Annotated in this window: 20 protein-coding genes; 7 read left to right on the top strand and 13 right to left on the bottom strand. The window is 57.3% G+C overall.

Features of this window, described 5'->3' with window-relative positions; all coding sequences use genetic code 11:
• Nucleotides 1-69: 69 nt before the first annotated feature.
• The 4 genes from rplM to HDF10_RS07770 all read left to right on the top strand — a co-directional run bounded on the left by rplM (nucleotide 70) and on the right by HDF10_RS07770 (nucleotide 2,973).
• Entirely contained in the window at nucleotides 70-573 is a 504-nt protein-coding gene (gene rplM / locus HDF10_RS07755) for a 50S ribosomal protein L13 (protein ID WP_183812167.1), read from the top strand.
• A 76-nt stretch (nucleotides 574-649) separates the two neighbouring features.
• Complete coding sequence (rpsI, locus tag HDF10_RS07760) at nucleotides 650-1,045, top strand: 30S ribosomal protein S9 (RefSeq protein ID WP_020712730.1); 396 nt, start codon at nucleotides 650-652, stop codon at nucleotides 1,043-1,045.
• A gap of 184 nt (nucleotides 1,046-1,229) precedes the next feature.
• On the top strand, nucleotides 1,230-2,168 hold the full coding sequence (gene rpsB / locus HDF10_RS07765; protein WP_183812169.1) for a 30S ribosomal protein S2: 939 nt from the start codon (nucleotides 1,230-1,232) through the stop codon (nucleotides 2,166-2,168).
• Between the two features lie 142 nt (nucleotides 2,169-2,310).
• Nucleotides 2,311-2,973 carry a translation elongation factor Ts gene (locus tag HDF10_RS07770; RefSeq protein WP_183812171.1) on the top strand — a complete coding sequence of 221 codons (663 nt, stop codon included), beginning with the start codon at nucleotides 2,311-2,313 and terminating at the stop codon, nucleotides 2,971-2,973.
• A gap of 93 nt (nucleotides 2,974-3,066) precedes the next feature.
• Here HDF10_RS07770 and HDF10_RS07775 read toward each other — a convergent pair whose 3' ends face one another.
• From HDF10_RS07775 to HDF10_RS07785, 3 genes are all read right to left on the bottom strand, one after another.
• The gene (locus HDF10_RS07775; protein WP_221271540.1) at nucleotides 3,067-4,062 is read right to left on the bottom strand and encodes a linear amide C-N hydrolase; all 996 of its coding nucleotides are present in this window, start codon (nucleotides 4,060-4,062) and stop codon (nucleotides 3,067-3,069) included.
• 327 nt (nucleotides 4,063-4,389) lie between these two features.
• The gene (locus HDF10_RS07780; RefSeq protein WP_183812176.1) at nucleotides 4,390-5,352 is read right to left on the bottom strand and encodes a hypothetical protein; all 963 of its coding nucleotides are present in this window, start codon (nucleotides 5,350-5,352) and stop codon (nucleotides 4,390-4,392) included.
• A 216-nt stretch (nucleotides 5,353-5,568) separates the two neighbouring features.
• On the bottom strand, nucleotides 5,569-6,033 hold the full coding sequence (locus HDF10_RS07785; protein WP_183812178.1) for a hypothetical protein: 465 nt from the start codon (nucleotides 6,031-6,033) through the stop codon (nucleotides 5,569-5,571).
• Nucleotides 6,034-6,221: 188 nt separating this feature from the next.
• Here HDF10_RS07785 and pyrH point away from each other — a divergent pair, with 188 nt between their 5' ends.
• Both pyrH and HDF10_RS07795 read left to right on the top strand, forming a co-directional pair.
• Nucleotides 6,222-6,926 carry a UMP kinase gene (pyrH, locus tag HDF10_RS07790; RefSeq protein WP_183812180.1) on the top strand — a complete coding sequence of 235 codons (705 nt, stop codon included), beginning with the start codon at nucleotides 6,222-6,224 and terminating at the stop codon, nucleotides 6,924-6,926.
• A 236-nt stretch (nucleotides 6,927-7,162) separates the two neighbouring features.
• The gene (locus tag HDF10_RS07795) at nucleotides 7,163-8,416 is read left to right on the top strand and encodes an acyltransferase family protein (protein ID WP_183812181.1); all 1,254 of its coding nucleotides are present in this window, start codon (nucleotides 7,163-7,165) and stop codon (nucleotides 8,414-8,416) included.
• Between the two features lie 422 nt (nucleotides 8,417-8,838).
• On the opposite strand, the gene HDF10_RS07800 is transcribed toward HDF10_RS07795, so the two are convergent.
• From HDF10_RS07800 to HDF10_RS07820, 5 genes are all read right to left on the bottom strand, one after another.
• Nucleotides 8,839-10,206, bottom strand: a complete 1,368-nt coding sequence (locus HDF10_RS07800; protein WP_183812182.1) for a lactonase family protein — start codon at nucleotides 10,204-10,206, stop codon at nucleotides 8,839-8,841.
• A gap of 105 nt (nucleotides 10,207-10,311) precedes the next feature.
• Complete coding sequence (locus HDF10_RS07805) at nucleotides 10,312-11,538, bottom strand: beta-propeller fold lactonase family protein (RefSeq protein ID WP_183812183.1); 1,227 nt, start codon at nucleotides 11,536-11,538, stop codon at nucleotides 10,312-10,314.
• 261 nt (nucleotides 11,539-11,799) lie between these two features.
• Complete coding sequence (locus tag HDF10_RS07810) at nucleotides 11,800-13,878, bottom strand: M13 family metallopeptidase (RefSeq protein ID WP_183812184.1); 2,079 nt, start codon at nucleotides 13,876-13,878, stop codon at nucleotides 11,800-11,802.
• Between the two features lie 194 nt (nucleotides 13,879-14,072).
• A complete protein-coding gene (locus HDF10_RS07815) occupies nucleotides 14,073-15,158 on the bottom strand; it encodes an MlaD family protein (protein WP_183812185.1) in 1,086 nt (361 codons plus the stop codon).
• Between the two features lie 241 nt (nucleotides 15,159-15,399).
• Nucleotides 15,400-15,780 carry a holo-ACP synthase gene (locus HDF10_RS07820; protein ID WP_183812186.1) on the bottom strand — a complete coding sequence of 127 codons (381 nt, stop codon included), beginning with the start codon at nucleotides 15,778-15,780 and terminating at the stop codon, nucleotides 15,400-15,402.
• A 231-nt stretch (nucleotides 15,781-16,011) separates the two neighbouring features.
• Here HDF10_RS07820 and HDF10_RS07825 point away from each other — a divergent pair, with 231 nt between their 5' ends.
• Nucleotides 16,012-16,377, top strand: a complete 366-nt coding sequence (locus HDF10_RS07825; RefSeq protein ID WP_183812187.1) for a hypothetical protein — start codon at nucleotides 16,012-16,014, stop codon at nucleotides 16,375-16,377.
• Nucleotides 16,378-16,393: 16 nt separating this feature from the next.
• Here HDF10_RS07825 and HDF10_RS07830 read toward each other — a convergent pair whose 3' ends face one another.
• The 5 genes from HDF10_RS07830 to HDF10_RS07850 all read right to left on the bottom strand — a co-directional run bounded on the left by HDF10_RS07830 (nucleotide 16,394) and on the right by HDF10_RS07850 (nucleotide 21,299).
• Nucleotides 16,394-17,674: a transporter gene (locus tag HDF10_RS07830; protein WP_183812189.1), complete on the bottom strand. Its 1,281-nt coding sequence runs from the start codon at nucleotides 17,672-17,674 to the stop codon at nucleotides 16,394-16,396.
• A gap of 16 nt (nucleotides 17,675-17,690) precedes the next feature.
• A complete protein-coding gene (locus HDF10_RS07835; protein ID WP_183812191.1) occupies nucleotides 17,691-18,371 on the bottom strand; it encodes a C39 family peptidase in 681 nt (226 codons plus the stop codon).
• Nucleotides 18,371-18,781, bottom strand: a complete 411-nt coding sequence (locus HDF10_RS07840) for a hypothetical protein (RefSeq protein ID WP_183812193.1) — start codon at nucleotides 18,779-18,781, stop codon at nucleotides 18,371-18,373. The genes HDF10_RS07835 and HDF10_RS07840 overlap by 1 nt, the downstream gene beginning before the upstream one ends.
• Nucleotides 18,782-18,854: 73 nt before the next feature.
• Nucleotides 18,855-20,138 (bottom strand): hypothetical protein, encoded by a 1,284-nt coding sequence (locus tag HDF10_RS07845; RefSeq protein ID WP_183812195.1) that lies wholly within the window; start codon nucleotides 20,136-20,138, stop codon nucleotides 18,855-18,857.
• Between the two features lie 567 nt (nucleotides 20,139-20,705).
• A complete protein-coding gene (locus HDF10_RS07850) occupies nucleotides 20,706-21,299 on the bottom strand; it encodes a hypothetical protein (RefSeq protein WP_183812197.1) in 594 nt (197 codons plus the stop codon).
• Between the last annotated feature and the right edge of the window lie 110 nt (nucleotides 21,300-21,409).

Genomic DNA, 21,409 nt, shown 5'->3' on the forward strand with positions numbered 1-21,409 from the left:
ACCTGGCACCACTTTCTTCATGCACCACGCCGAACACTGAAGACGGCAGAAACAAGGAGTAACCCAACGATGTCCACCACCATTCCGAGTGGCAAAGATATTAAGCGCAAGTGGTACGTGCTTGATGCCAGCGGTAAGACTCTCGGCCGCCTCGCCACACAGGCCGCCTCCGTCCTCGCCGGCAAGACCAACCCCCTCTACACCCCCTACATCGATATGGGCGATCACGTTGTTATCATCAATGCCGAAAAGATCGTGCTGACCGGCCTCAAGTCTGACCAGAAGCTCTATCGCCGCTACACCGGCTTCCCCGGTGGTCTCCGCGAAGAGTCCTTCATCAAGCTCCTCGCCCGTCGCCCCGAAGCCATCGTCGAGCAGGCCGTCAAGGGCATGCTTCCCAAGTCCAAGCTCGGCCGCCAGATGGCCACCAAGCTCAAGGTCTACAAGGGAGCACAGCACCCCCACCTCGCCCAGCAGCCCGTTGCCATGGACTTCCATGCCTCCAACGCGCCCAAGGTTCTCACCTCCAAGGTCATGGTGCCGGCCCATCCGGCTCACTCCCTCGAAGGCTAAGCGTCCCCTCCCGATCTTTGGGAGCTAACGAGTTTTGGGGCATCAGCCCCGGGTTTTCAAAAGTTCAAGGAGCACCATGGCAGATCTGATTCAGTACTACGGAACCGGCCGTCGCAAGTCCTCGATCGCACGTGTCTTCCTGCGTCCAGGCAGCGGCAAATTCACCGTCAACAAAAAAGAGTGTGACGTCTACTTCGTCACCGCACAACAGCGCGCAGCCGCCAAGCGGTCGCTCGGCATCGCCGACATCGGCGAGACCTTCGACGTCATCACCACCGTAAAGGGTGGCGGTGTCATGGGCCAGGCCGATGCCGTCAAGCTCGGCATCGCTCGCGCCCTCATGGTATTCAACCCCGAGCTCCGCAAGGCGCTCAAGGCAGAAGGCCTCGTTACCCGCGACTCGCGCGGTAAAGAGCGTAAGAAGTACGGTCAGAAGGGCGCTCGCGCTCGCTTCCAGTTCAGCAAACGCTAATTGGAATGCAGCCGTTAGTCGTTGGCTTTTAGCTTTTAGCTAAGAGCCAACGGCTAATAGCTAAAGCTGGCTTTCGCATCACCCGCAGGCTTCAACCCTTGCGGCAAGGAGTCAAATCTCCCTTACGAGGGATCAATCCAGGCACCGGAGCACCGGTCCGGCTGTCTTAAACCAAGGAGCTACATTGGCAAACATCACTATGAAAGAACTGCTCGAAGCTGGCGTTCACTTCGGGCATCAGACCAAGCGCTGGAACCCAAAGATGAAGGAGTACATCTTCGGCGAGCGCAACGGTATCTACATCATCGACCTTCAGAAGACCCTCAAGATGTTCAAAGAGGCTTCCAAGTTCGTCACCGATCTCACCTCCACCGGCAAGCTCATCCTCTTCGTCGGCACCAAGCGCCAGGCGCAGGATGCCATCGCCGAAGAGGCAACCCGCGCGGGCATGCCCTACATCAACAGCCGCTGGCTCGGCGGTCTTCTCACCAACTGGGTCACCGTGCAGAAGTCGGTCAAGCGCCTCACCGAACTCGACGACATGTCGACCGACGGCCGCTACGAGCTCCTCACCAAGAAGGAAGTCATCAAGCTCGAGCGCGAGCGCAAGCACCTCACCACCAACCTCGCCGGTATCAAGACCATGAAGCGCCTTCCCGACGCCATCTTCGTCGTTGACTCCAACAACGAAGCCATCGCCGTCGCCGAAGCCCGCAAGCTTGGCATCCCGGTCGTCGCCGTCGTCGACACCAACTGCGACCCCACCGTCGTCGACTACGTCATCCCCGGCAACGACGACGCCCTCCGCGCCATCCGCCTCTTCACCACGAAGATCGCCGATTCCGCCTACGAAGGCGTCCAGATGGTCTCCGAGAAGGCCTTCGCCACTGAGTCCGCTGACGTTCAGCCCCTCGCAGTCTCCCCCGAGTACGTCGGGGAAGAGGGCGAGTACGAAGGTGCCGAGATCCACGCCGCTGCCGAGCCCGCTGTCGAAGCTGCTCCCGAAGAAGACGAGACCGTCGACCTCGCCGCAGTCCTCGGCGGAAACATCCGCAAGGCGCCTTCCGCTGCCTCGGAGCCCGAAGCCGAGTCCGAGCCCATCTCAGCCCAGGCCGCCGTCTAGCACCCTCACTCGTGCCGAAAGGCCGTCGCAAGGGAAGGGCAGCGCATTAGCCGTGCCGTAACCGTCTCTTGTTATTTTAGTGGGGCGCGGGCATCCAGCCCGCGCCCCCTTTCGTAGAAACCGCAACACAAGGAAACTCACAATGACTGAAACCGCCGTAAAGATCGACGCAAAACTCGTCAAAGAACTCCGTGAAAAGTCCGGCGCCCCCATGGGCGACTGCTTGAAAGCGCTGCAAGAGGCTAAAGGCGAGATGGAAGCCGCCTTCGTCGTTCTCCGCAAGCGTGGCATGGCGTCGGCCGCCAAGAAGGCTACCCGCACCACCAATGAAGGCGCAGTCGGAACCTACATCCACGCCGGTGGCAAGATCGGCGTTCTCCTCGAGCTCAACTGCGAGTCCGACTTCGTCGCCCGCACCGACGACTTCCAGGAGCTGCTCCGCGACGTCGCCATGCACATCGCCGCCGTCGACCCCCGCTTCGTCAGCCGCGAAGACGTCACCGAAGCCGACCTCGAGCGCGAGAAGGACGTCTACCGCGCCCAGGCCGCAGCTTCCGGCAAGCCCGCCGAGATCATCGAAAAGATGCTCACCGGCAAGCTCGCCAAGTTCTACGAAGAGTTCTGCCTCCTCGATCAGCCCTTCATCAAGGAGGCCTCGCAGACCATCGGCCAGCTAATCGCCAGCAAAGTCGCCAAGCTAGGCGAGAACATCAGCGTCCGCCGCTTCGCCCGCTTCAAGGTGGGCGCCACCGACTGGACCGTAGCCCAGGCCAAGCCAGCCGCCACTGAAGAAACCGCTTTCTAATCTGTAACCACCACCGATACAAAAGCCCAGGCCACCAGCCCGGGCTTTTCATCTTCTGTTATAGATTCGGGCGAGCGATCACGGCTCTCGCCTCTAGTGTCCCGACGCAAACGTGAATGCAGTCGCCGTTACAAACTTGCTTGAGGCGTCGCCCGCGTAAACCTTCCCGCCTGCCATCGTGAGCTTCTTCACCGGAGCACCCTTCGTGAAATCGAGACTAGACAGCGGAACCCAGAAGGCGTTCGGGCTGGTTGCGGAGTCAAAATAAAAGACCTTGTTCTTCTGGTCGTACGCTGTACGCCACAACGTGGACGCTAGATTCGGCTTGTCCGGATGGGTGATGCCAAGCGGTGTGCTGACCGACCGCATAACCCCAAGCACAGCAGCCACGGCCTGATTCTCATACGTCCCACCCGGCACCGCTTTGATCGTATGCGGATCGGCCTGCTTCGGAATCGCGTTGATCAGGAACGACGCACGAACGAAGCGGTCGGCAGCGCTGATCGAGCCGGGAAGGAAGGCAAGCGGGTTTACGCCTGTCCAGTAAGTCTCGATCGCCAACTGTTGATCGAAGCTGGGCGAATTCGTCATCACCTGATATTTTCTGTCGTGATGAATGACAAGTTTGCCACCGAGGTATTCGAAGATAGCGGAGTCGCCGCTGGGGTCCGAAACCGCGAGGTGCAACTGCGCGCCCTTACCGTTAGGCAATGTAGGAGCGATCACCACGAACGGCTCGGCACGCAACGCGTCTACCACCTCGGAGACTGTCGTGTAGTTGTCGAGAACATACTGTCCCCAAGCCATGATCGAGATGGTTGGCTTGCCGGACTGCGGCGTGCCGTAGTCGGATTCCGCAAGATAGAGGACATTCGCGACAAGTCCGTGCTCATTCATCCCGTCTGCGGTTCCCGCGTCGTAGCCGGAGACGATGAGGCTGCCATATTTGGAGCTCCACTTAATCGTATTGGCGCCGGTAGCGCCGTCGCGTTCCATGCCACGAGGAAAGACCCACGCGTTCGAGTAGATATCCTCCGCCCAGTCCATCGAGCGGCCGGTAATGACAACGTTGTCGGTGCCAAGATACACAGCGCGTGTGCACGCATTGGCCGAAGCGCTGTTACAAACGAAGAGGGTAAGGAGAGTAAAAACTGCTGACGCCTTGCGAGCGACGGACCTGCACGCCGCGGCGATTGCCACTGTTGATAGGCCGTTCATAGTCACTAAATTACCTTTCAGATTGAGTGAATTACGCGGCCCATCCCAGTCCATGAGGCTGGAAGAGAGATTACCTTTCTGGAGTAAGCGTAGCGTATCACCCCGCCAGGCTCCCCACTCTTCAAAATTCAGGAAATCAGTTGCGAAATCGCATAATCTCGTGGATTCCACACTTAGTCTCACAGAGCCGATACCAGCTCACCGCGAAGACACGGAGTACTGCACCAGCACCCCATTCACAAAGTCCGCCTGAACCTTCTCATCCTTGCTCTGATACGTGCACGAGGTCATGGACATTCCATTCTCCGTCCGGTCATGCGCCTCCACCGCAGGTCCGTACAGACCCTCTACCTGCTCTCGTGTCATCCCTTTTTTCAAACTCTGCGCCGGATCAAAACCATTATCCGCACCACGCACCGCCAGCCCCGGACCTCCTCCCTGAACGCTTCCAACTGGCACCCCGCCTCCGTTCGCCCCCGCCGCATCTCCCGGAAAGGAGACATACTCCGCCAGCGCACTCTCAATCACCTGCGGCGTCAACGAATCTTCCATCGTTCGCGCATCCAGTTTGATGTTGAATCGCGACCCACCCTGCTGCCGCTTCATGCCGAGCTGGTCTGTTCTCCTCGCGGCATCGTCCTCTGCCCTCGCGTGGTTGTAGGCGTCGCGTCTCTCTCGGTCCGACCGCACACGGTCCAGCTCTCGCTGCAGCGACCGCCGTCTATCCGGATCGCTTTCGTTGCTGATCTGATTCTCCAGATCCTTCTCCCGGCTACTCTTCTCCCCCGGCGTAAAGTGCACCGCCGTATCCGTGCTATCTCTCGCCGTCCCATATCCCCCGCCGCCAAGCTGAAACTCGACGTTGTCCTTATTCACCTTTACCTTCGTCACCATCACCGTATCGCCCTTCTGCAGCGACACGCCAAACTGCTTCAGCCGGTCCCCATAGCTCTTCGCATCCAGCGGCGGCTGCCGGTTCGGATAGATATCCACACCCTTCTGCGTGCCAGGCATATCCATCTTCACCACGACCTGCTTTCCCTCAAAGAAAGGGGACAGCGCGTCCGCGTTCTGCGCAGCCGCATAGGGGACACCGGCGAGCACAACAGCCAGACACACTGGCCAAACGAAGCCTTCCAGCGACCATCGGGAACAGCGCATAGCACCTCCTCCACGATCAACACGCGAACAAGAAAAAAGCCCGAGGACTATTCCGCTGAGAACGAAATTATCATAGCCCGTCCCGCCATCAATCTATCGCTGTCCCCAACCGGAAACATGAAAAGGAGGAGAAATACAAACCTTGACAGCCGCGCCACAGAGCAAACAAAAGAGGGGAGCATCCTCGCTCCCCTCCTTCGCTTCGATCAACAACGCTTACTCCCAGTGAGCCGTACGCTCCGCATTGTCCACGATCGTGTGCGCATAGTCGATATGCCCAATCGCCCGATCCCTCAGCCCATGCGCCTGCGGAACATCCTCTGCGTGTTCCAAATCTCGATGCGCCGCAAACAGCAGTTCGTTAGCCTTCCGGAACCTATCATGAGGGCTCAAACGGGTATCAATCTGGAACGGATCGTTCAGGCCCTTGCCGTCATCAATCGCGGCGCGTTTGATCTCATCGATCGCCGCATCGATATGCTTGATCGCCTCATTATCGTCATGCTTCACCGGACCCCATGCCCATCCATCATTCAGATAGTGCCGCGCCGCGCGAAGATCGCTCAGTGCATGCAGATAAGCCGGGTGAGGGCCCGGTACCTCTCCTGCCTGCATCGTCATCGGCGCTGCCGTCGCAATAATTCCAGCTGTCAAAACCATCAAACGAACTTTGCTAACCATGTAACTTTCTCCTTGGGCTATGTCGTATCGTGCCCGCACCCTGCAAGACCCACCTTACCCCGCAAAGTTGTGCACAACCTTACAGGTTCCCCCAAAGTTGTAAACAAAATCCAGCTTCGAGCCGTCTATTGCCACGAAGTGAGCCAGCCAGTAGTTCTCCCCCGCCCCATGCGATACTTAGTTCTGACATGTACAAAAGAGTCCTCCTCAAGATCTCAGGCGAAGCTCTGGCCGCAGGTAAAGGTTTTGGCATCGACGCCGTCTTCATCCACAAAATCGCCGCCGAAATCGCAGCCGTTCACGCCCTCGGCTGCGAGATCGGCATCGTAGTCGGAGGCGGAAACTTCTTCCGCGGCGTCGCCCAGCAGGCCATCGACATGGACCGCGTCGCCGCCGACCACATGGGCATGCTCTCCACCGTCATCAATGCCATCGCACTCCAGGACGCCATCGAAAAGCTCGGCCTCTTCTGCCGCGTCATGTCCGCCATCGAGATGCACGAGGTCGCCGAGCCCTACATCCGCCGCCGCGCCATGCGCCACCTCGAAAAGAATCGCATCGTCATCTTCGCCGCAGGCACCGGCAACCCCTTCTTCTCCACCGACACCGCAGCCAGCCTCCGCGCCATGGAGATCAAAGCCGACATCCTCCTCAAGGCCACCTCCGTCGACGGCATCTACACCGCCGACCCCAAAGTCGACGACACCGCCACCAAATTCGACCACATCACCTACAGCGAGATGCTCCGCCTCAACCTCCGCGTCATGGACACCACCGCCGTCTCCCTCTGTCGCGACAACAACATGCCCATGATGGTCTTCAGCATGCGCGAAGCCGGCAACATCGTCCGCGTCGTCAGCGGCGAAAAAATCGGCTCCCTCGTCACAGCCTGAAACTCTGTTCAGGACTGAACTGGATTTTTTGTTGTCCTCTCGCACCCAGAGCGTAGTCGAACGGGGGAGAGATCTGCTGTCCCGCCACCGTCGCCCGCCGCCCCCACTCCTAAATTGCTCAACCCATGCAAAATAACTCATTCTCCGCAAATTCCCCGCGTCTAATCGCAGGAAATTGCGTCTAGATAAATTAGATAAAGCAGACTCCGCAGCATCTAACAAGCAGGGACGACTGTGTGAACCTTAGCCTTCTGGAACCAGAGATCGAGCAGCCGCAAAGCCTTGCCCCACGGCCCGCGGTTATCACCACCCGCAAGCCGCAGCTCCCGGCGCTCACCGGAATCCGCACTCTCCTCGCCCTCTTCATCATTCTCTTCCACTTCACCCCGCCGCACCTCGGCCTCCTCTATCCCATCATCGACAACGGCTATGTCTTCGTCGGCGTCTTCTTCCTCATCTCCGGCTACGTCCTCACCTACAACTACGCCGACCGCGCAAACACCCTGGTCAAGCGCGACTTCTGGCTGGCCCGCTTCTCCCGACTCTACCCCATCTACCTGCTCGTGCTCCTCATCTCCTTCCGCATGGTGCAGGACGAGTGGCACGCCCGCTCCCGCTTCGAGTTCTGGCAGGGAATCATCCTCACCCCCCTCGTCCTTCAAGGGTGGAGCCCGTCGGTCGCCACCTTCTGGAACACCGTCGCCTGGACCCTCTCGAGCGAAGTCGTCCTCTACGCCGCCTTCCCCTGGCTCATCCGCTTGCCATGGCCCAAAAAGCCCATCCAGCTGGTCCTGCTCCTCGCAGCGCTATGGATCATCGGCCTCATCCCCCACTCCCTCTACCTCTGGCTTAACCCCGACCACATCGTTGTCGACCGCTACAGCTCCACCCAGCTCATCCGCTTCCTCAAGTTCACCCCGCTCCCCTACGTCTGCACCTTCCTCATTGGCGTCACCCTGGGCAAGCTCCAGCACGCCCTCACCATCACCTCGCGTCAGCGCCTCATGCTCTCCTTCGTCAGCCTGGCGCTCGTGGGAGTCTTCTTCTACACCCTCGTTCTCCGCACGCCGTACCTCCTCATGCACGGCGGCCTCATGACCCCTGTCTTCGCCGCCCTGGTCCTCGGCCTCAGCGGGCCTCACGCTATCTCAGCCCTCTTCTCCTGGCGTCCTCTCCTGCTCATTGGGGAGAGCAGCTACTGCCTCTACCTGCTCCACTTCAACGTCTTCCAGCTCCTCCACCTCTACCATGTGCCGGAGCGTCTCCACCTGGCCGCACTTGACCCCTGGCTCTCCTACGGAATCCTCATCCTGCTGGCTCTTGCAGCCTTCCACTTCGTCGAAACTCCCGCCCGCAAGGCCATCCTCAGCCGCTTCTCCAGCAAACCCCGTCCTCTTTCGCCTGCCTCGTATAGCCCTCCGCAATTTTCCTGTCAAGCCCCACAGAAGCAAATCGCCGCGCCAGAGAAGGACAAACGCGTGGCGTATTAGTTTCGCTCCCTCCGCTATACTTGATACAGAGCTCAAACAGATGCCCTCGGACGACAATCCGAGGGCATCTTTGTTTTTAGAAGAGCTAGCGGTTAGAGGAAGCAGCCAGAAAACTATCCGTAACCCATTGATTTCAGATATTTTAGCAACAAGCCATTCAGGATGAATACTTTGCAGGCAGTGGTACGTTGTAAATAATTGAAAACAAAAAACTTACACGCAAGATACCCCGGGGGGGGGAGGGGGGGTACCTCACAGAAGAAACGTTGGGATAAAGGAGGCAGGATAATACGAAAGAGTGGCGTAAGCCCATGCCGTTAGGCCCTCCACTGACATCGCAAGAAAACCGGAGGAGTGCATCGGTACAACGAGCGCAAAAAGCCCCGCAGCAGCGGGGCTTTTTGCGCAACAGGACAAATCGGCTACTCGACGATGATCTGCGTCGGATGCGATCCATTCGCTACGGCGACGGCACAGCTTGGCAGCGCACCAGAGGGGAACGGCGTATTCTGCACCTGCTTCAGCGTCCCGTTTTGCGGAGCCAGTTGAAACGCCGAGACATCGCCTTCGAGGCTGTTCGACGTATAGAGGTAGATGCCCAGTGCCGGCTCGATCGCAACGCACGTCGGACCCGTACCCGTAGCCGTCGAAGCAGAACCGACAGCGCCCGTCGGATTCCCCGAGTTTTGATCGATCGTATAAGCGCCAACCGTTCCCGAGGAGAAGTTCGCAACATACAGGAACTTGCCCCGAGGATCGATCGTCACGCCCACCGGGAAGATACCAGTGGCGAACGGGCTGTTGTTCATGGGAGTCAGTGACCCATCTGAATTCACCGTACTGCCGTACAGCTGGTTCGTCGCCTGGTCGGTAATGTAGACATACCGGGAGGAAGGATCTTCTGCAATCGCGCTCGGTGTCGTTCCCGCGCCGTATCCGGTCGCCACCGTCTTGCCCGTGTTATCGGTGGTAATCGTTGTCCCGGGAGTAGGAGTCAACGCGCCCGTCGACGAGTTCTGCAGGAAGCCCAGAACCGTCGCCTTCGGTGTGGTCGGTGTCTCCTGATCGATCACATACACATAGTTGGTCAGGAGTCCGTTGTTCGTAGTCGCTGTGGGTGTCGTCGACAGAATGCAGTTCGCAGTGCTGGTACTTCCGGCGGGTATTGGCTGACAACGCGGACGACCCACCACAATACCGACAGGGGTGTTGCCAACCGGAACGTAGTTCAGAGAGGTCGTGGTTCCAACCGTCGTATTTTTTACCGCCGTTCCCAACGAGCCGTCCTTATTGATCGGGAAGATCGTAATCCCACCTGGCCCAGGCGCACCGGGGCCATAAAGCTGCTGTCCCTGTGGCCCGAGTTGGTACTGGAACGTGACATAAAGGAAGGCACCAGCCGCATCCATCGCAACCGAGGTCGCATTGCTGCCCGTGATGTTGTATGTGTTCTGCAGGTAGATCTTCCCGTCGGTGCCGACCGAGTACTCGCCAATGGTCGAGTCATCGTGATTGACGACATATAGATTCAATCCGCTCGGCGAGGCCACCAGGGTCACCGGATTCCGGCCCGCCGGTATCGGCGAATCCGCCAGCGGCGTCAACGAACCGATCTGATAGTCCACCGCGTACGCATTGATGCCACCGTTTGGAGAGGAGCTCGTCAACGGTTTTGCAGTAGTCACATACACATACGCCAGCGTGTAGTCGCGGCTGCACGCCGTTACGCTCACCAACGCAAAAGACAATATCGAGGCCACTGTTCCGCGACCCATCTTATTCCACTTCATGCTTGCCTAACTCCGGGGCAAATCGTTTCCGCCCGTTCCTGCTGTCCCGATACTCAGGATTCCTCGAGACATCCTGTCCTGGTTCTCCAGCTGCCGTACTGCCAGCTAGTCTACGTTTCCGCTTACTGCGAGGCACGTCGCCTGTCCGGTCGCCGTGAACTTCGATCCTCGCTTCAGGTCTTGCAAGAAGCCTTGCGTCGAGATCGACTTGCCAGTCACAGTCCCATCTCCGTTGGACGTATAGATGTACTGATTCGACGGGTCTTCGACCATGCAAACAGGCCCCGCGCCCACCGAGTAAGGGTTGTTTCCCGGATCGATCGCCAGCAAAGTATTGTTCGACTGGACCTGGAACGCCGAGATGGAGCTGTTCGGATTCGTGGTATTTGTGGTCGACTGGTTCGCCACATATAAGAAGTTCTTCGCCGAGCCAGCTCCACCAACCAGCGAGTAAACTGGATTCGCCGCCGTAGAGATATTCCCAATCGGTCCGCCCGTGATCGTGTTCAGCGAGCATGTGGTGGCTCCAACTGTGAAGGGAAGAATCTGTCCACCAGGATTGTTCGCAGTGGGAGCCGCATCGGTGATATACACCGAGCTTCCGCCGGCAATAATCGACGTAGCCCGTCCAGTATTCGTATTGAACTTCTGTGTCGTCGTAAGGGTCAACTGACCAGCAGTTCCGACTGCGTAAGGAGAGATGGACTGGTCAGCCGTATTGAGCGTAAACACACATCCACCCGAGACCGCCATCATCGTCGGCGTCTCGCCAACGGGGAAGTAGGTCAGCTGCAAGCCGGTCGCAGGATCCTTGATCTGCTGATTCAGTACCAGCGTCAGTCGACCCGTATTGGGATCGATCGAGAACACAGTAATGTCACCATTCGCGGGAAGAGGCGCACCATCGAGCGATGGTGCCTGCTGATCGAGAACATACAGGAAGTTACCGGTAGAATCGACCGCTGCCCAGACGGGGGTGCTCCCCTGGCTGGTGAAACACTGCTGGAAGGTCAACACGCCCTGTCCGCCAACGCTGAACTCACTGATGCTGCCGGCAGTTCCACAAGCCTTAATGACGCCAGTGGTATTGGGGCCGCCCTTGTTGACCACGTAGAGGAAGCGGCCTCCAGGCTTCACCACGATCGATACAGGGTCCGCCCCGCCAGAGGTAAACGGCGAGTGAGGCATAGCCGTCAGGTTTCCCGTAAAATCATCGATCTTGAAGCCGGCGATCTGGTTGTACTGCGTTCCAAGAACCCACATGAACCCGATCGTGCCGCCACCGCACGCCGTCATGCCCAGACCCATCGCTACGGACACTACCAAGGCCATTGAAACCCGGCCAATCCTGCTCAACTTCATGCGCTTCCTTAATCCTCGCCAGTGAACGCTTTCCGTCCACCTTTTGCTGCGAGCAACTCTGTAGGGTACGATTCCTTCGCTTATTGTAGAAGCTGTCGCGACTTTGTGCCACTTATGCCCTTCATTCTGGTTGGTCTATCCTTCGCGGATATGGTCACCACGTCATGGTTACCGCCAACTTCATCCACCCAAAAAGCCCAGGCCGCAGCCCGGGCCCTGGTTCACCCACCTCTACCACACGCGACAGGAGTTCACAGGCATCATCGGCTGACCCGCTTTACAGCCAAACGCTTTGCCGAACTCATCGAAGTTCTGCACTGTGCCCTTAGCCCGCCACTCGCCAGTGCTATGCGGATCGGTCTTCGCCAACACACGCGCGTTCTGCTCCGTCTGGTTCTGGCACCACAGCTGTCCGAAGGCGATAAAGAAGCGCTGCTGCGCGGTATATCCATCACGCTTTCCATCGGCATACCCTGGCTCGGCGGTCGCTCCCTGTTGCGTAAGAGCTGCTTCGAGCGCCTGGAAAGCAATCCGAATCCCGCCATTGTCAGCTGTGTTTTCGCCAAGCGTCAGCTTGCCGTTCAGGTTTTCTCCCTCCGCCACCTTGAACCCGTCATACTCTTTCACCTCGCAATCGGTGCGCTCGGTAAATTTCGCGCGATCCTCGGCGGTGAACCACGGCCGCACATTTCCCTTCGGATCGTACTTCGATCCCTGGTCATCGAAGCCATGCGTCATCTCATGCCCAATCACAGTGCCGATCCCGCCGAAGTTCACTGCTGGATCTTTGCTGTTATCAAAGAAGGGAGGCTGCAGAATCCCGGCAGGGAAGTTGATGTCGTTGTTCGAAGGGCTGTAGTATGCGTTCACCGTAGGCGGCGTCATACCCCACTCCTTCTCGTCGACCGGCTTGCCCAGCTTGGTAAAATTTCGGGCCCGCTCAAAACTCTGACCCCTCTCTATATTGCCGAGATAATCGTCCCGCTTCACAGTCAACGAGCTGTAGTCGCGCCAGTTTTCCGGATAGCCGATCTTGTTCCGAATCGCATCCAGCTTTGCCTTCGCTTCCACCCTCGTCGCATCGCTCATCCAGGGCAACTGCTGAATGTCCTGTCCCAGCGCCTGCTCGAGCGCTACCACCAGCTTGTCCATATTGGCCTTTGCATCGGGAGGGAAGTATTGTTTTACCCAGTCCTGACCAACGGCCTCGCCTAACGCGGTATCGGTCGCGCGCGTGCACCGCTTCCATCGCGGTGTCTGCTCCTTCTGGCCTTGCAGCGTCGCCGAAAAGAAGTTGAAGTTTTCATCCACAAATGGCTTCGACAAAGCAGGCGCAGCAGTTCTCAGCGCATGCCAGCGCAGATAGCTCTTGATCGAATCCAAACTTGCCGCATCGATCTCGGCATTCATCGCCTTGAAGTAGTCGGGCGTTGCAACGTTCAGCGTACTGAACTCGCCAATCGTGACCTCCTTCAAATAGGTCTGCCAATCATAATTAGGAGAGAGCGCCTCGAGATCCGCCTTGGACATGATGTGATATCGCTTCGCCGGATCGCGTAGCGCAACACGATCCATCGAGCCCTTGGCGAGCGCCGTCTCGATCGCCATCACACTCTTAGCCTCGTCCGACGCCTTCTCCGGAGTATCGCCAAGCAAGACAAACATCTTCGCGACATGCTCGACATACTGATCCCGCAGCTTTTGGCTCCGATCATCCTCGGTCAGGTAGTACGACCGGTCCGGCAACGAGAGGCCCCCCTGGATCGCACTCGCGATCTGCTGGCTCGAGTCCTTCTGATCCTGCTGCACATTCAACCCATAAAACACGCCCACGGAGTAGTTCTTCTGCAACTCCGCCACAGTCGTCGCTAGTTGTTTTTTGTCCTTCAGCGATGCAATCGTCGCCATCGCCGGTTGCAGCGGCTTTGTCCCCAGCTTGTCTGCCAGACCGACGTTCATGCACGCCGCAAAGTAGTCGCCATACTTCCTCTGCAAGGGGGTCTTCGGATCCTCGGCAGCTGCCTTTAGCTCCGTGTACAGCAGATAATTATTGCGTTCCGCTAACTCGTTAAACCGTCCCCACCGCACCTGATCAGCAGGAACGGGATTCTTCTTCAGCCAGTTGCCGCACGCATATTGGTAGAAGTCGATACAAGGATCCACAGTCTTATCGATTGAGGAAAGGTCAAAGATGATCGGCTGCTTCGGCTCTGAAGTTGGTCCGCCCGGTACATCTGTTTCCGTAAATGCTTGCCCCAGACACGCGGCCGTAAAAAGTATCAACAGACTTGCTAAAGACTTGGAAATCATGTCGCTCCTCAGAAGAACCCTCCGTAGAAAGCTACCAGAAAACAAGACGGTTCTTCGTCCGCCGTCAAGAACGTAACTCTCCGTGGTTCTACGAAGACGAAGTGCAGCATTACAAAGTTTCTGGATCCATGAAACGCAGAAAAAACGGGCTCAGGCGAAAGCCCAAACCCGTTGTTCTCGCTATCGCATCTTCTCTAGAAGATCTTCAGATGGATCGTCAGGTACTTCTTAGGATCGCTCCGAATCGTTGTCACGAGGTCCGTGCTGGCCACCAGCAGCTTATTCAAGTTGGTGTAAGCGGCATCATCTTTCACCAGTTTGCCCAGCGTGCCCCGACCATCGTTCACTCCCGACACCAGCGCGTTCACTTGCGTCAGCGTATTGCTCAGATCCTGGCGAAACTTCGGATCTTTCAGCATCAGCCCAAGTCCACCCTTGCCGGCGTCAGCGTCGGCCAGCAGAGAGTTCGCATGAGCAAGCGTCGAATTCAGGTTTTTGTAAAGGCTATCGTCCTTTAGCAGCTTGCCTGCCGTGCCCTTGCCGCTGTCGATCCCATCCGCGATGTTCTGCAGCTTCTCAACAGTGCCGTTCAGCCGGTTGTACAGCGTGTCGTCAGTCATTAGTTTGCCAATCGATCCGCGGCCTGCATTGATATTTTTCTCCAGCTTCAGCAGTTCATCGACTGTATTATTCGCCTTGTTGTACAGGTCGGGACTATTGATCAGCTGTCCAATCGAGCCCTTCCCCGACTGAATGTTGTCGACGATGACGTTCATCTTGGCCAGAATCACATTCAGGCTCTCGATCGTTCCCTGGCTCGCCTTCACGACATCTGTCAAGCTAGGCGTTTCCAGAGTCTTCAGCACATCGCCATCCTGCAACAGCGGCCCAACTGCAAACTGGCTGTTAATGTCCACCACCGTATCGCCCAGCACCCCCACCGTCGACAAGGAGGCCTTCGAATCCTTCTTCAGATTGGTGGCGAACTTTTCGTTCATCTTCATCACCACCTTCACCGGCGTCAGCTTGTGCTCCGGCGAGTTGTCGATCGTCACCGACTTTACAGTCCCGATCGTCACTCCCTCCAGGTTCACCGCCGCCCCTGTCTTCAGCCCCGCCGAGTTCTCGAAGAATGTCACCACCGTCAGCTTATGAGAGAAGATTCCCAGCCCCGACGAACTCGTCATCAGGAACAGCAGGGTCACCAGCACCACCGTCGAAATCAGTACGATCACGCCCACCTTCAACTGCGACCACCGGACCTCCTGCTGGCTGGGCATAGCTCTCCTTTAAGTCCTTTTTGCAAAACTTTACTGCCGCGGCGTCGCACTGCCGCCTCCCACCTGTAGCGCAATCAGGGTGTCAGTAACTAGGAGAATACATTACCCTCCCAGTCAATCGCCCAGGAAAACTCCGGGCATCACCTCGAGCTAAAGTGGTCGATCTGTTATGGATGCCCAAACCGCTCTAATGGTTTCAAGTTCCTATGGTTTCAATTTCCTATAACCCACGACCGCTGCGTTAATCCTCCGCTACCACTACCGCCATCGCCAGCTCCCGGCTATGGGTCAAACTCAACTGTACCCTCCGCACCCCCATCGCCTTTGCCAACTCTGCCGCCCGCCCGCTCAAGTGAAGCGTAGGCTTACCGCTCGCCTCACGCCGCACCTCAAGCTCCTTCCACGTAATGCCTCGGCTAATTCCTGTTCCCAGCGCCTTCGCGCCAGCCTCCTTCGCTGCAAAGCGGGCCGCAAAGCTCTCTGCCGCATTCTTTTTTTTGCGCACACAGTAAGCAATTTCTCCCGCAGTAAAAACCCGCTCCAGAAACTGCTCGCCGTACCGCTCGATACTCTCTTTGATCCGTTTCGTCTCGATCAGATCCGTTCCCACACCCAGCACCATGAAGAACCTCGCTCGCACCACTTTCTTACGCCCATAGAACCAACAACGGCAAATCGCCGCCGAAGACAGAGAGTTTTCGTAGCGATATCGCAAGTCATCTCTTTTCAACATTATCAAACCGTAAACCCCACATGACCACAGTACCCCGCCAGAGACTCACGCTTCCCCCCTCCCCTTCCGATGAACACCCTATCGGCAAGCACATTCGATCCGGCAGAGGCTCAACATCCCATGCAATCGCTTGATATTCAGGGCTTCAGCTACGAAGAGCGCCAAGGCCTCCTGCCCTCGCTCACCTCAGCCTTCGCAGACTGCGGAGGTTGGATCCTCAACCGCAGGACCCTCTCGCCTACCACCATGGAGTTTCGCGTCGAAATCCAGCTCCGCGCCGCCATCGACCTCTACGCCTCTATCATCTCCTCTGGCCTCGAACTCACCCGCGCCGGCCATCTCGGCTTTACCCACCTCTGCACATGCCGCAAAAATCTCGCCACCCCGGCCGACCTCGGTCAGATCATCACCATCCGTCTGGAGATAAGCTTCCTGGAAGATGCCACCCTGCAGTCTCTCTTTCTCTCCGCCGGAGAGTGCGCCTGACCGTTCCACGCACCGCCTAATGCACGTCCAGTTTCTTCTGTTTCGGCCCCCACAGCCCCATCCGGAACGGTACACCCACCGAAAACTGCAGATTCGGCGTATCTGGCGTCAGCCCCACGCCAAAGCTCAGATCAATCGTCTTCCCCGGCGCATACACATAGCTTGTTCCCAGCCGCAACGTGCCTTCCACCAAATACGACGCCGGAATATCCACCCCGTTCAACGTGGTGCTGCGAGTAAATCGTTGATCCCATCCCAGCGTCATCGATACCTCAGGATTCAGTGCCAGGATCGACCCAATCTGGAACCCAACTGCATCCCCCGGGTTGAAGTGTCCCACCATCGTTGCCGCTGGGTTATTCGGATCGTTGGCCGACACCGTATGATCGCCTTTCAGATTCGCCGTATAGGAAAGATTCCCGAAGAAGACCACCGGATCGCTTGACTTCGCCATCGTCAGGTTCCCCTGGATTGAGTTAAAGCCTGTCCCAAGCGCGATCTGGCTGCTCTGAAGATTGAAGGGATCTTTCCCCGTCGTGGATTTGAATCGCACACTCGCCAGCATGTCGGGAATCTTTCCATGCTCGCTGGTCAGCTGCCGTGAGATGCCCGCAGAGATATCGCCCAATCCAAAACTGCTTGAAGATGTCTGGACATTGTTCGCATCCACCGTCCGAATCAACTCATACCCGTAGGGAATCGTGACGTCGCCTTGGAGCTTATGCGGCAGCCCAAGTCTCGCAGTGAAGTTTGGCAGAAGATAGTCTTCTCTTATCCGTTCCGAAGCGATATCGCCCACCACCAACACCGGCAGCAACGCAAAGCCATTCACCGTAACATGGTCCGACGACGCGCTGAAGTAGGAGGTGGTGTTGTCGACCTCCAGGGTTCCAGAAGGCAGCAGCAATCCGCCGCGCACAATCAAAGCTTGATCAAGAGCCTCCGTCGCCTGCCGTTCCGTGTTGTCGTAGGTTGAGGTTGACACCACCGAGTTGATCACGCGACTGGTCGAGGCGGCCGGCAGAGTAGGACGTTCGTCCACCCTGGCGGGAGTAGTAAATCCTCCGTTCATGCGCCACTCCAGCTCATTCACTCGTTCCAGCAGATTGCGAATGATCGCATCGCGCTCCCGCAACGCCTCCTGCAGCTTCAGATCCACAGGGTCTCTCGCCGGCGTTGTAGCTTTGGCGACCTCCTGTGTCTGCGGCTGACCGTTAGTTGATGTCGTCTGGGCAAGGAGTGATCCCGCGCTCGCCAACAACACTACAACTGCTGATAAAACTCTTCGCCGCAACATCGAGCCGCCTTTCCTCTCAGTACAAATAGTTGCTCGGAGCCGTTACTCCAATCTTGCGCGAGATCAGCGATTCATCCGGTACCAGCCGTGCGGCCAGAGGAAGACGCTTATCTCCGATCATTCGGTCGTCTGGCGGATGCACCACAAAGACGATGCCGTTCTTCCACAAGGTCTGAAACCGATCGACTCGCATCGTGATATTGCCGAAGCCCGGATCGCCCAGAATCACATGCCCCGCCACAATGCCCTTTACCACAACAAAATGGTCGAAGCCTTTCTCTCGTATCGGGACGATCACAGAATTTTTTTCCTGCGCCAGATCCTGGATCGTCATACCGCTGAAAGCCTCAGCATGGTATCCTCGCGCCTCGGAAAAGTGCTTCAAATCGAGCAATGAAAATCCACCCCGGGAACGCACGCGAGTCGCATCCACGCGATGAAGAAGCCACACCACGATCGAAGTCTCAGTCGTATCGTCCTTGAAGTCATAAGTGAGGAGTGTACTCAACGCCGCGGCGCCACAACTCACATCCCAACGCTGCTTCACCACGCCCTCATCGCGAATCTCTTTCAGGCTTCGGACATTCTTGCTCCCCCTCGCCCCCGTCGCTTCTCCAGTGTTCTGAGCGCGCACGAGGGCAGGGAAGAGAACAAGACTAGCCAGTCCCGCAGCAAGTATCGATCGCAAGCAGTTCATCAGTGTTTTCCAGTCAGGTTGGACTGCACAATGGTCCCTACGGTCGAGTTCAGATTGACGTTCAGGTTCAGTAGCACATTGATGTTGGAGTTCACCGCGTTGATGTTGACCAGCGAACTCAGATTCTGCTGCGCGCTGCCATTTAACGTGAGCGTGCCCATATTGGTGGTTGAGGTCAGCGGTCCGGTCAACACCTGCAGCGTACCGGCACCCGTCACCAGTCCGTTCGCAGTTGACGCCGACCCTTGAAACTGCACGACTCCATTCGACAAGCTCGCCGAAACGCCCGCTGCCGTAACCCGATCCATGGCAGCGTCGTTCAGCGATTGGCCCTTATGCTTGGTTGAGCTCTGGGCCACTCCTGTAGAAGTTAGCAGCGCAAGACCCGCAATCACTAAAAGACGATTCATACATCCTCCTTGAAGCCACAGAGAAGCGTAGGTTGGGGCTCTCTGATTGGAGAGCCCCTCCCTGCGGCCGTCTTTAGCGAGACTGCGAGATAACGTTGACCTGGCTGAGGGTCGGCATCGTAGTCAGGTTTGTCGTGTGGGCAATGTTGAGCCCATTGGCAACCATACCGCCAGCCGCGTTTACGATGTTCAGTGCCTTCGCGTTCTGCTCTGCCGAACCGGCAAGTATCACGCTGTAGCTGTTGGTGTCATTGATGGTCGATCCATCGACGGCGATGTTTTTCGCGGACGCATCGTCGAAGCTGAGTGCACCCTCTATATCCTTAGTTACAGACTTGCTCTTCACTGCTGTAAAGGACTCCGTGTCTGAAGCGGTCGTCGCAAGTGTCTCCGCATCACTGGTCGCATAGTTATTCGACACACTCACATTATGAGTCTTCGACGAGCTCGCGGTCAGTGTGTTGCTCTTGCTCGAGGCCAGGTTCAGGGTGGCCGCCAACGACGCGGCGTTGGTTGAGGCGCTCGTATCTGTGTTCGACGTGTTGCCGGTGGCGTTATTCGCCGACCCGCCATTGGCTGCGTGCGTATTATTCGAAGCAGCACCTACGGTTCCAGAGGTGCTTCCACCACTCGCAGCGTTGTTGCTGGAAGTCGAACTGCCCGACGTTCCGGCGCTGCCGCCAGTCGCTGCCGTTGCATTGTTGGCTGTGGTGCCGGTAGCCGCTGTATTGTTGTCGTTGGCTGCATTGTTTTCAGAAGCGTTCAACGTCGCAGCAGCAGTCTTCGATTTGGTGAACGTGTCAGAGAAGCTCTTGCTCTTCGTCAGATCGTTGGTATAAGCAAAGTTATCGGTCGTGCTGGTGTTAAGCGAAGAGTTGAGGCTCGACGCAGAGCTGCTTGCAGCGCTTACATTCGAGTTCTTGACAACTGTCAGTTGGCTGTTCGTTCCCCGCTTATAACCGGTGAGATCGGCCGACGATGAGCTATCCTGCGAAATACCGTTGGCCTGCGTTACATCGGTTGGTTTGGATGAGGCATCGGACAACGCGCTGCTGTCGTATACGTTGACGCCATTGGCAACAAGCGCGTCAGACGAACTTACGATGTTGATGCCACTGGCACCCATCAGCGCGCTTCCAGACAGATTCACCGTGCCTGTGTTGTTTTCAGTGACGGTCGAGTTATTGGCCGCGATCGAAGAATTCTCTTCGCCGGCGGCGGTAACTTTGTCCATCTGGTTGTCAGCCAGCGCCTGCTTTGTCTGCTTATCGTTGGTGGTTTTGGTCTTGTTCTGGCCGTAAGCGGAGCCGCCGACAAGAACCGATGCGGTAACGAGAGTGCAAATGAGTTTATTCACGTCTGCCTCCTGGGGCATTGTTAGACCAGCGCGACCGTCTACGCAGCAAGGCCGGCTGCATAGGGGACAAATTGACGCACCAAACTGCGGGCGCGCGCGGAGACTCAGCGGGCGCAGTTGGGACATCGCGTAACTATCCGGGGCTAGGGCTTCAACTCAGGCTGAATAGAATCAGCGCAAAACGTAAAAAGCGGAATAACGCATGCAATCTGACTGGTCGTTCAAGCCGATCGCGTTCGTAATGTAGTTCGTGCGTGAAGCCCTTACTACTAATGAATGTCATCTCTGTCTTGCAACAGATAGTGCGCGACAGATGGAGCCCGTTTCAGAAGTATCTTCCAGACTTCCGACGCAGTATGACATGCAATTTATGTGCCAAGTTTACCCGCAGCATTCCACAGGGGATCTCGCGTATCTCATTCGGCATCATGCACCAACTTGCAAATATCGAGGAAAAAGTTATCTAGCTTCCTCTACCACACCGGTAACCCTCTTGCCGGGATCCGCCGTAACTTACGCGGTTTTCTTCTCTCGAATATCGCTCTCTCGGAGCACCCGAGTCCTGAATCAGCGCCCAAGCTCCACCACCGTCTTGCGGTGCAGCACACTGTCTGAGTCACCAATAATTAACAACCCCGGCTGCTTCCACCCATGCGTCAAAACCAATCTCAAGCCGGTCGCATCTCCAGCCAGGTTGAAGACCGGCTCACTCACCACCGAAGCTCCGCCACCCACCTTCGTCGTCAACCCCACTCCATTGACTCCAGCCGACTCCTCCCACCGACGCCCCTGCGCATCCGTCAGGTAAACCTGTATCAAACTATCGCTCTGTGCCGACCGGCCCCGATTTGTAACTCGAACGGTTACTCGCACCAGGCGCCATCCGTCACGGACCATAAAGCCCTTCACCTCCTCCACCCCCGCGACCGTAAAGCACATCTCATCAAAGCACTGCGGTTGTCCCACCGCTGCCACTCTCTGCCTCTGGACCAGCGAAATCCCTATCAGAATCGCCAGATACACCACCCAAACCCCGGCCAGCCAGGCTATCCCGCGCCGCACTCGCGCCCGTTCGCCCCGCAGCCACGACACCCCAACACCCACCACTCCCAGTGCCGTCCAACCCGCCACTCCCGCCAGCAAAAGCTCGGTCAGCCTCACTCCCCACCCCATTCGCGATAGACTTTCTATACGTACATGCCTTCTCATTCTTCCACGTTGTCCCCCCAACCCGGCTCCTCTTCCACAACGCCTCTTCATTCGACGCCCGA

It is taken from the genome of Tunturiibacter empetritectus, assembly GCF_014201375.1.
Lineage (GTDB): Bacteria > Acidobacteriota > Terriglobia > Terriglobales > Acidobacteriaceae > Edaphobacter > Edaphobacter lichenicola_D.

What these genes read in the sequence shown, in the direction of transcription:
- rplM (WP_183812167.1), top strand. Translation starts at nt 70, where the DNA reads ATGTCCACCACCATTCCGAGTGGCAAAGATATTAAGCGCAAGTGGTAC.
- rpsI (WP_020712730.1), top strand. Translation starts at nt 650, where the DNA reads ATGGCAGATCTGATTCAGTACTACGGAACCGGCCGTCGCAAGTCCTCG.
- HDF10_RS07770 (WP_183812171.1), top strand. Translation starts at nt 2,311, where the DNA reads ATGACTGAAACCGCCGTAAAGATCGACGCAAAACTCGTCAAAGAACTC.
- HDF10_RS07780 (WP_183812176.1), bottom strand. Translation starts at nt 5,352, where the DNA reads ATGCGCTGTTCCCGATGGTCGCTGGAAGGCTTCGTTTGGCCAGTGTGT.
- HDF10_RS07785 (WP_183812178.1), bottom strand. Translation starts at nt 6,033, where the DNA reads ATGGTTAGCAAAGTTCGTTTGATGGTTTTGACAGCTGGAATTATTGCG.
- pyrH (WP_183812180.1), top strand. Translation starts at nt 6,222, where the DNA reads ATGTACAAAAGAGTCCTCCTCAAGATCTCAGGCGAAGCTCTGGCCGCA.
- HDF10_RS07800 (WP_183812182.1), bottom strand. Translation starts at nt 10,206, where the DNA reads ATGAAGTGGAATAAGATGGGTCGCGGAACAGTGGCCTCGATATTGTCT.
- HDF10_RS07805 (WP_183812183.1), bottom strand. Translation starts at nt 11,538, where the DNA reads ATGGCCTTGGTAGTGTCCGTAGCGATGGGTCTGGGCATGACGGCGTGC.
- HDF10_RS07810 (WP_183812184.1), bottom strand. Translation starts at nt 13,878, where the DNA reads ATGATTTCCAAGTCTTTAGCAAGTCTGTTGATACTTTTTACGGCCGCG.
- HDF10_RS07815 (WP_183812185.1), bottom strand. Translation starts at nt 15,158, where the DNA reads ATGCCCAGCCAGCAGGAGGTCCGGTGGTCGCAGTTGAAGGTGGGCGTG.
- HDF10_RS07820 (WP_183812186.1), bottom strand. Translation starts at nt 15,780, where the DNA reads ATGGTGCTGGGTGTGGGAACGGATCTGATCGAGACGAAACGGATCAAA.
- HDF10_RS07825 (WP_183812187.1), top strand. Translation starts at nt 16,012, where the DNA reads ATGCAATCGCTTGATATTCAGGGCTTCAGCTACGAAGAGCGCCAAGGC.
- HDF10_RS07830 (WP_183812189.1), bottom strand. Translation starts at nt 17,674, where the DNA reads ATGTTGCGGCGAAGAGTTTTATCAGCAGTTGTAGTGTTGTTGGCGAGC.
- HDF10_RS07835 (WP_183812191.1), bottom strand. Translation starts at nt 18,371, where the DNA reads ATGAACTGCTTGCGATCGATACTTGCTGCGGGACTGGCTAGTCTTGTT.
- HDF10_RS07840 (WP_183812193.1), bottom strand. Translation starts at nt 18,781, where the DNA reads ATGAATCGTCTTTTAGTGATTGCGGGTCTTGCGCTGCTAACTTCTACA.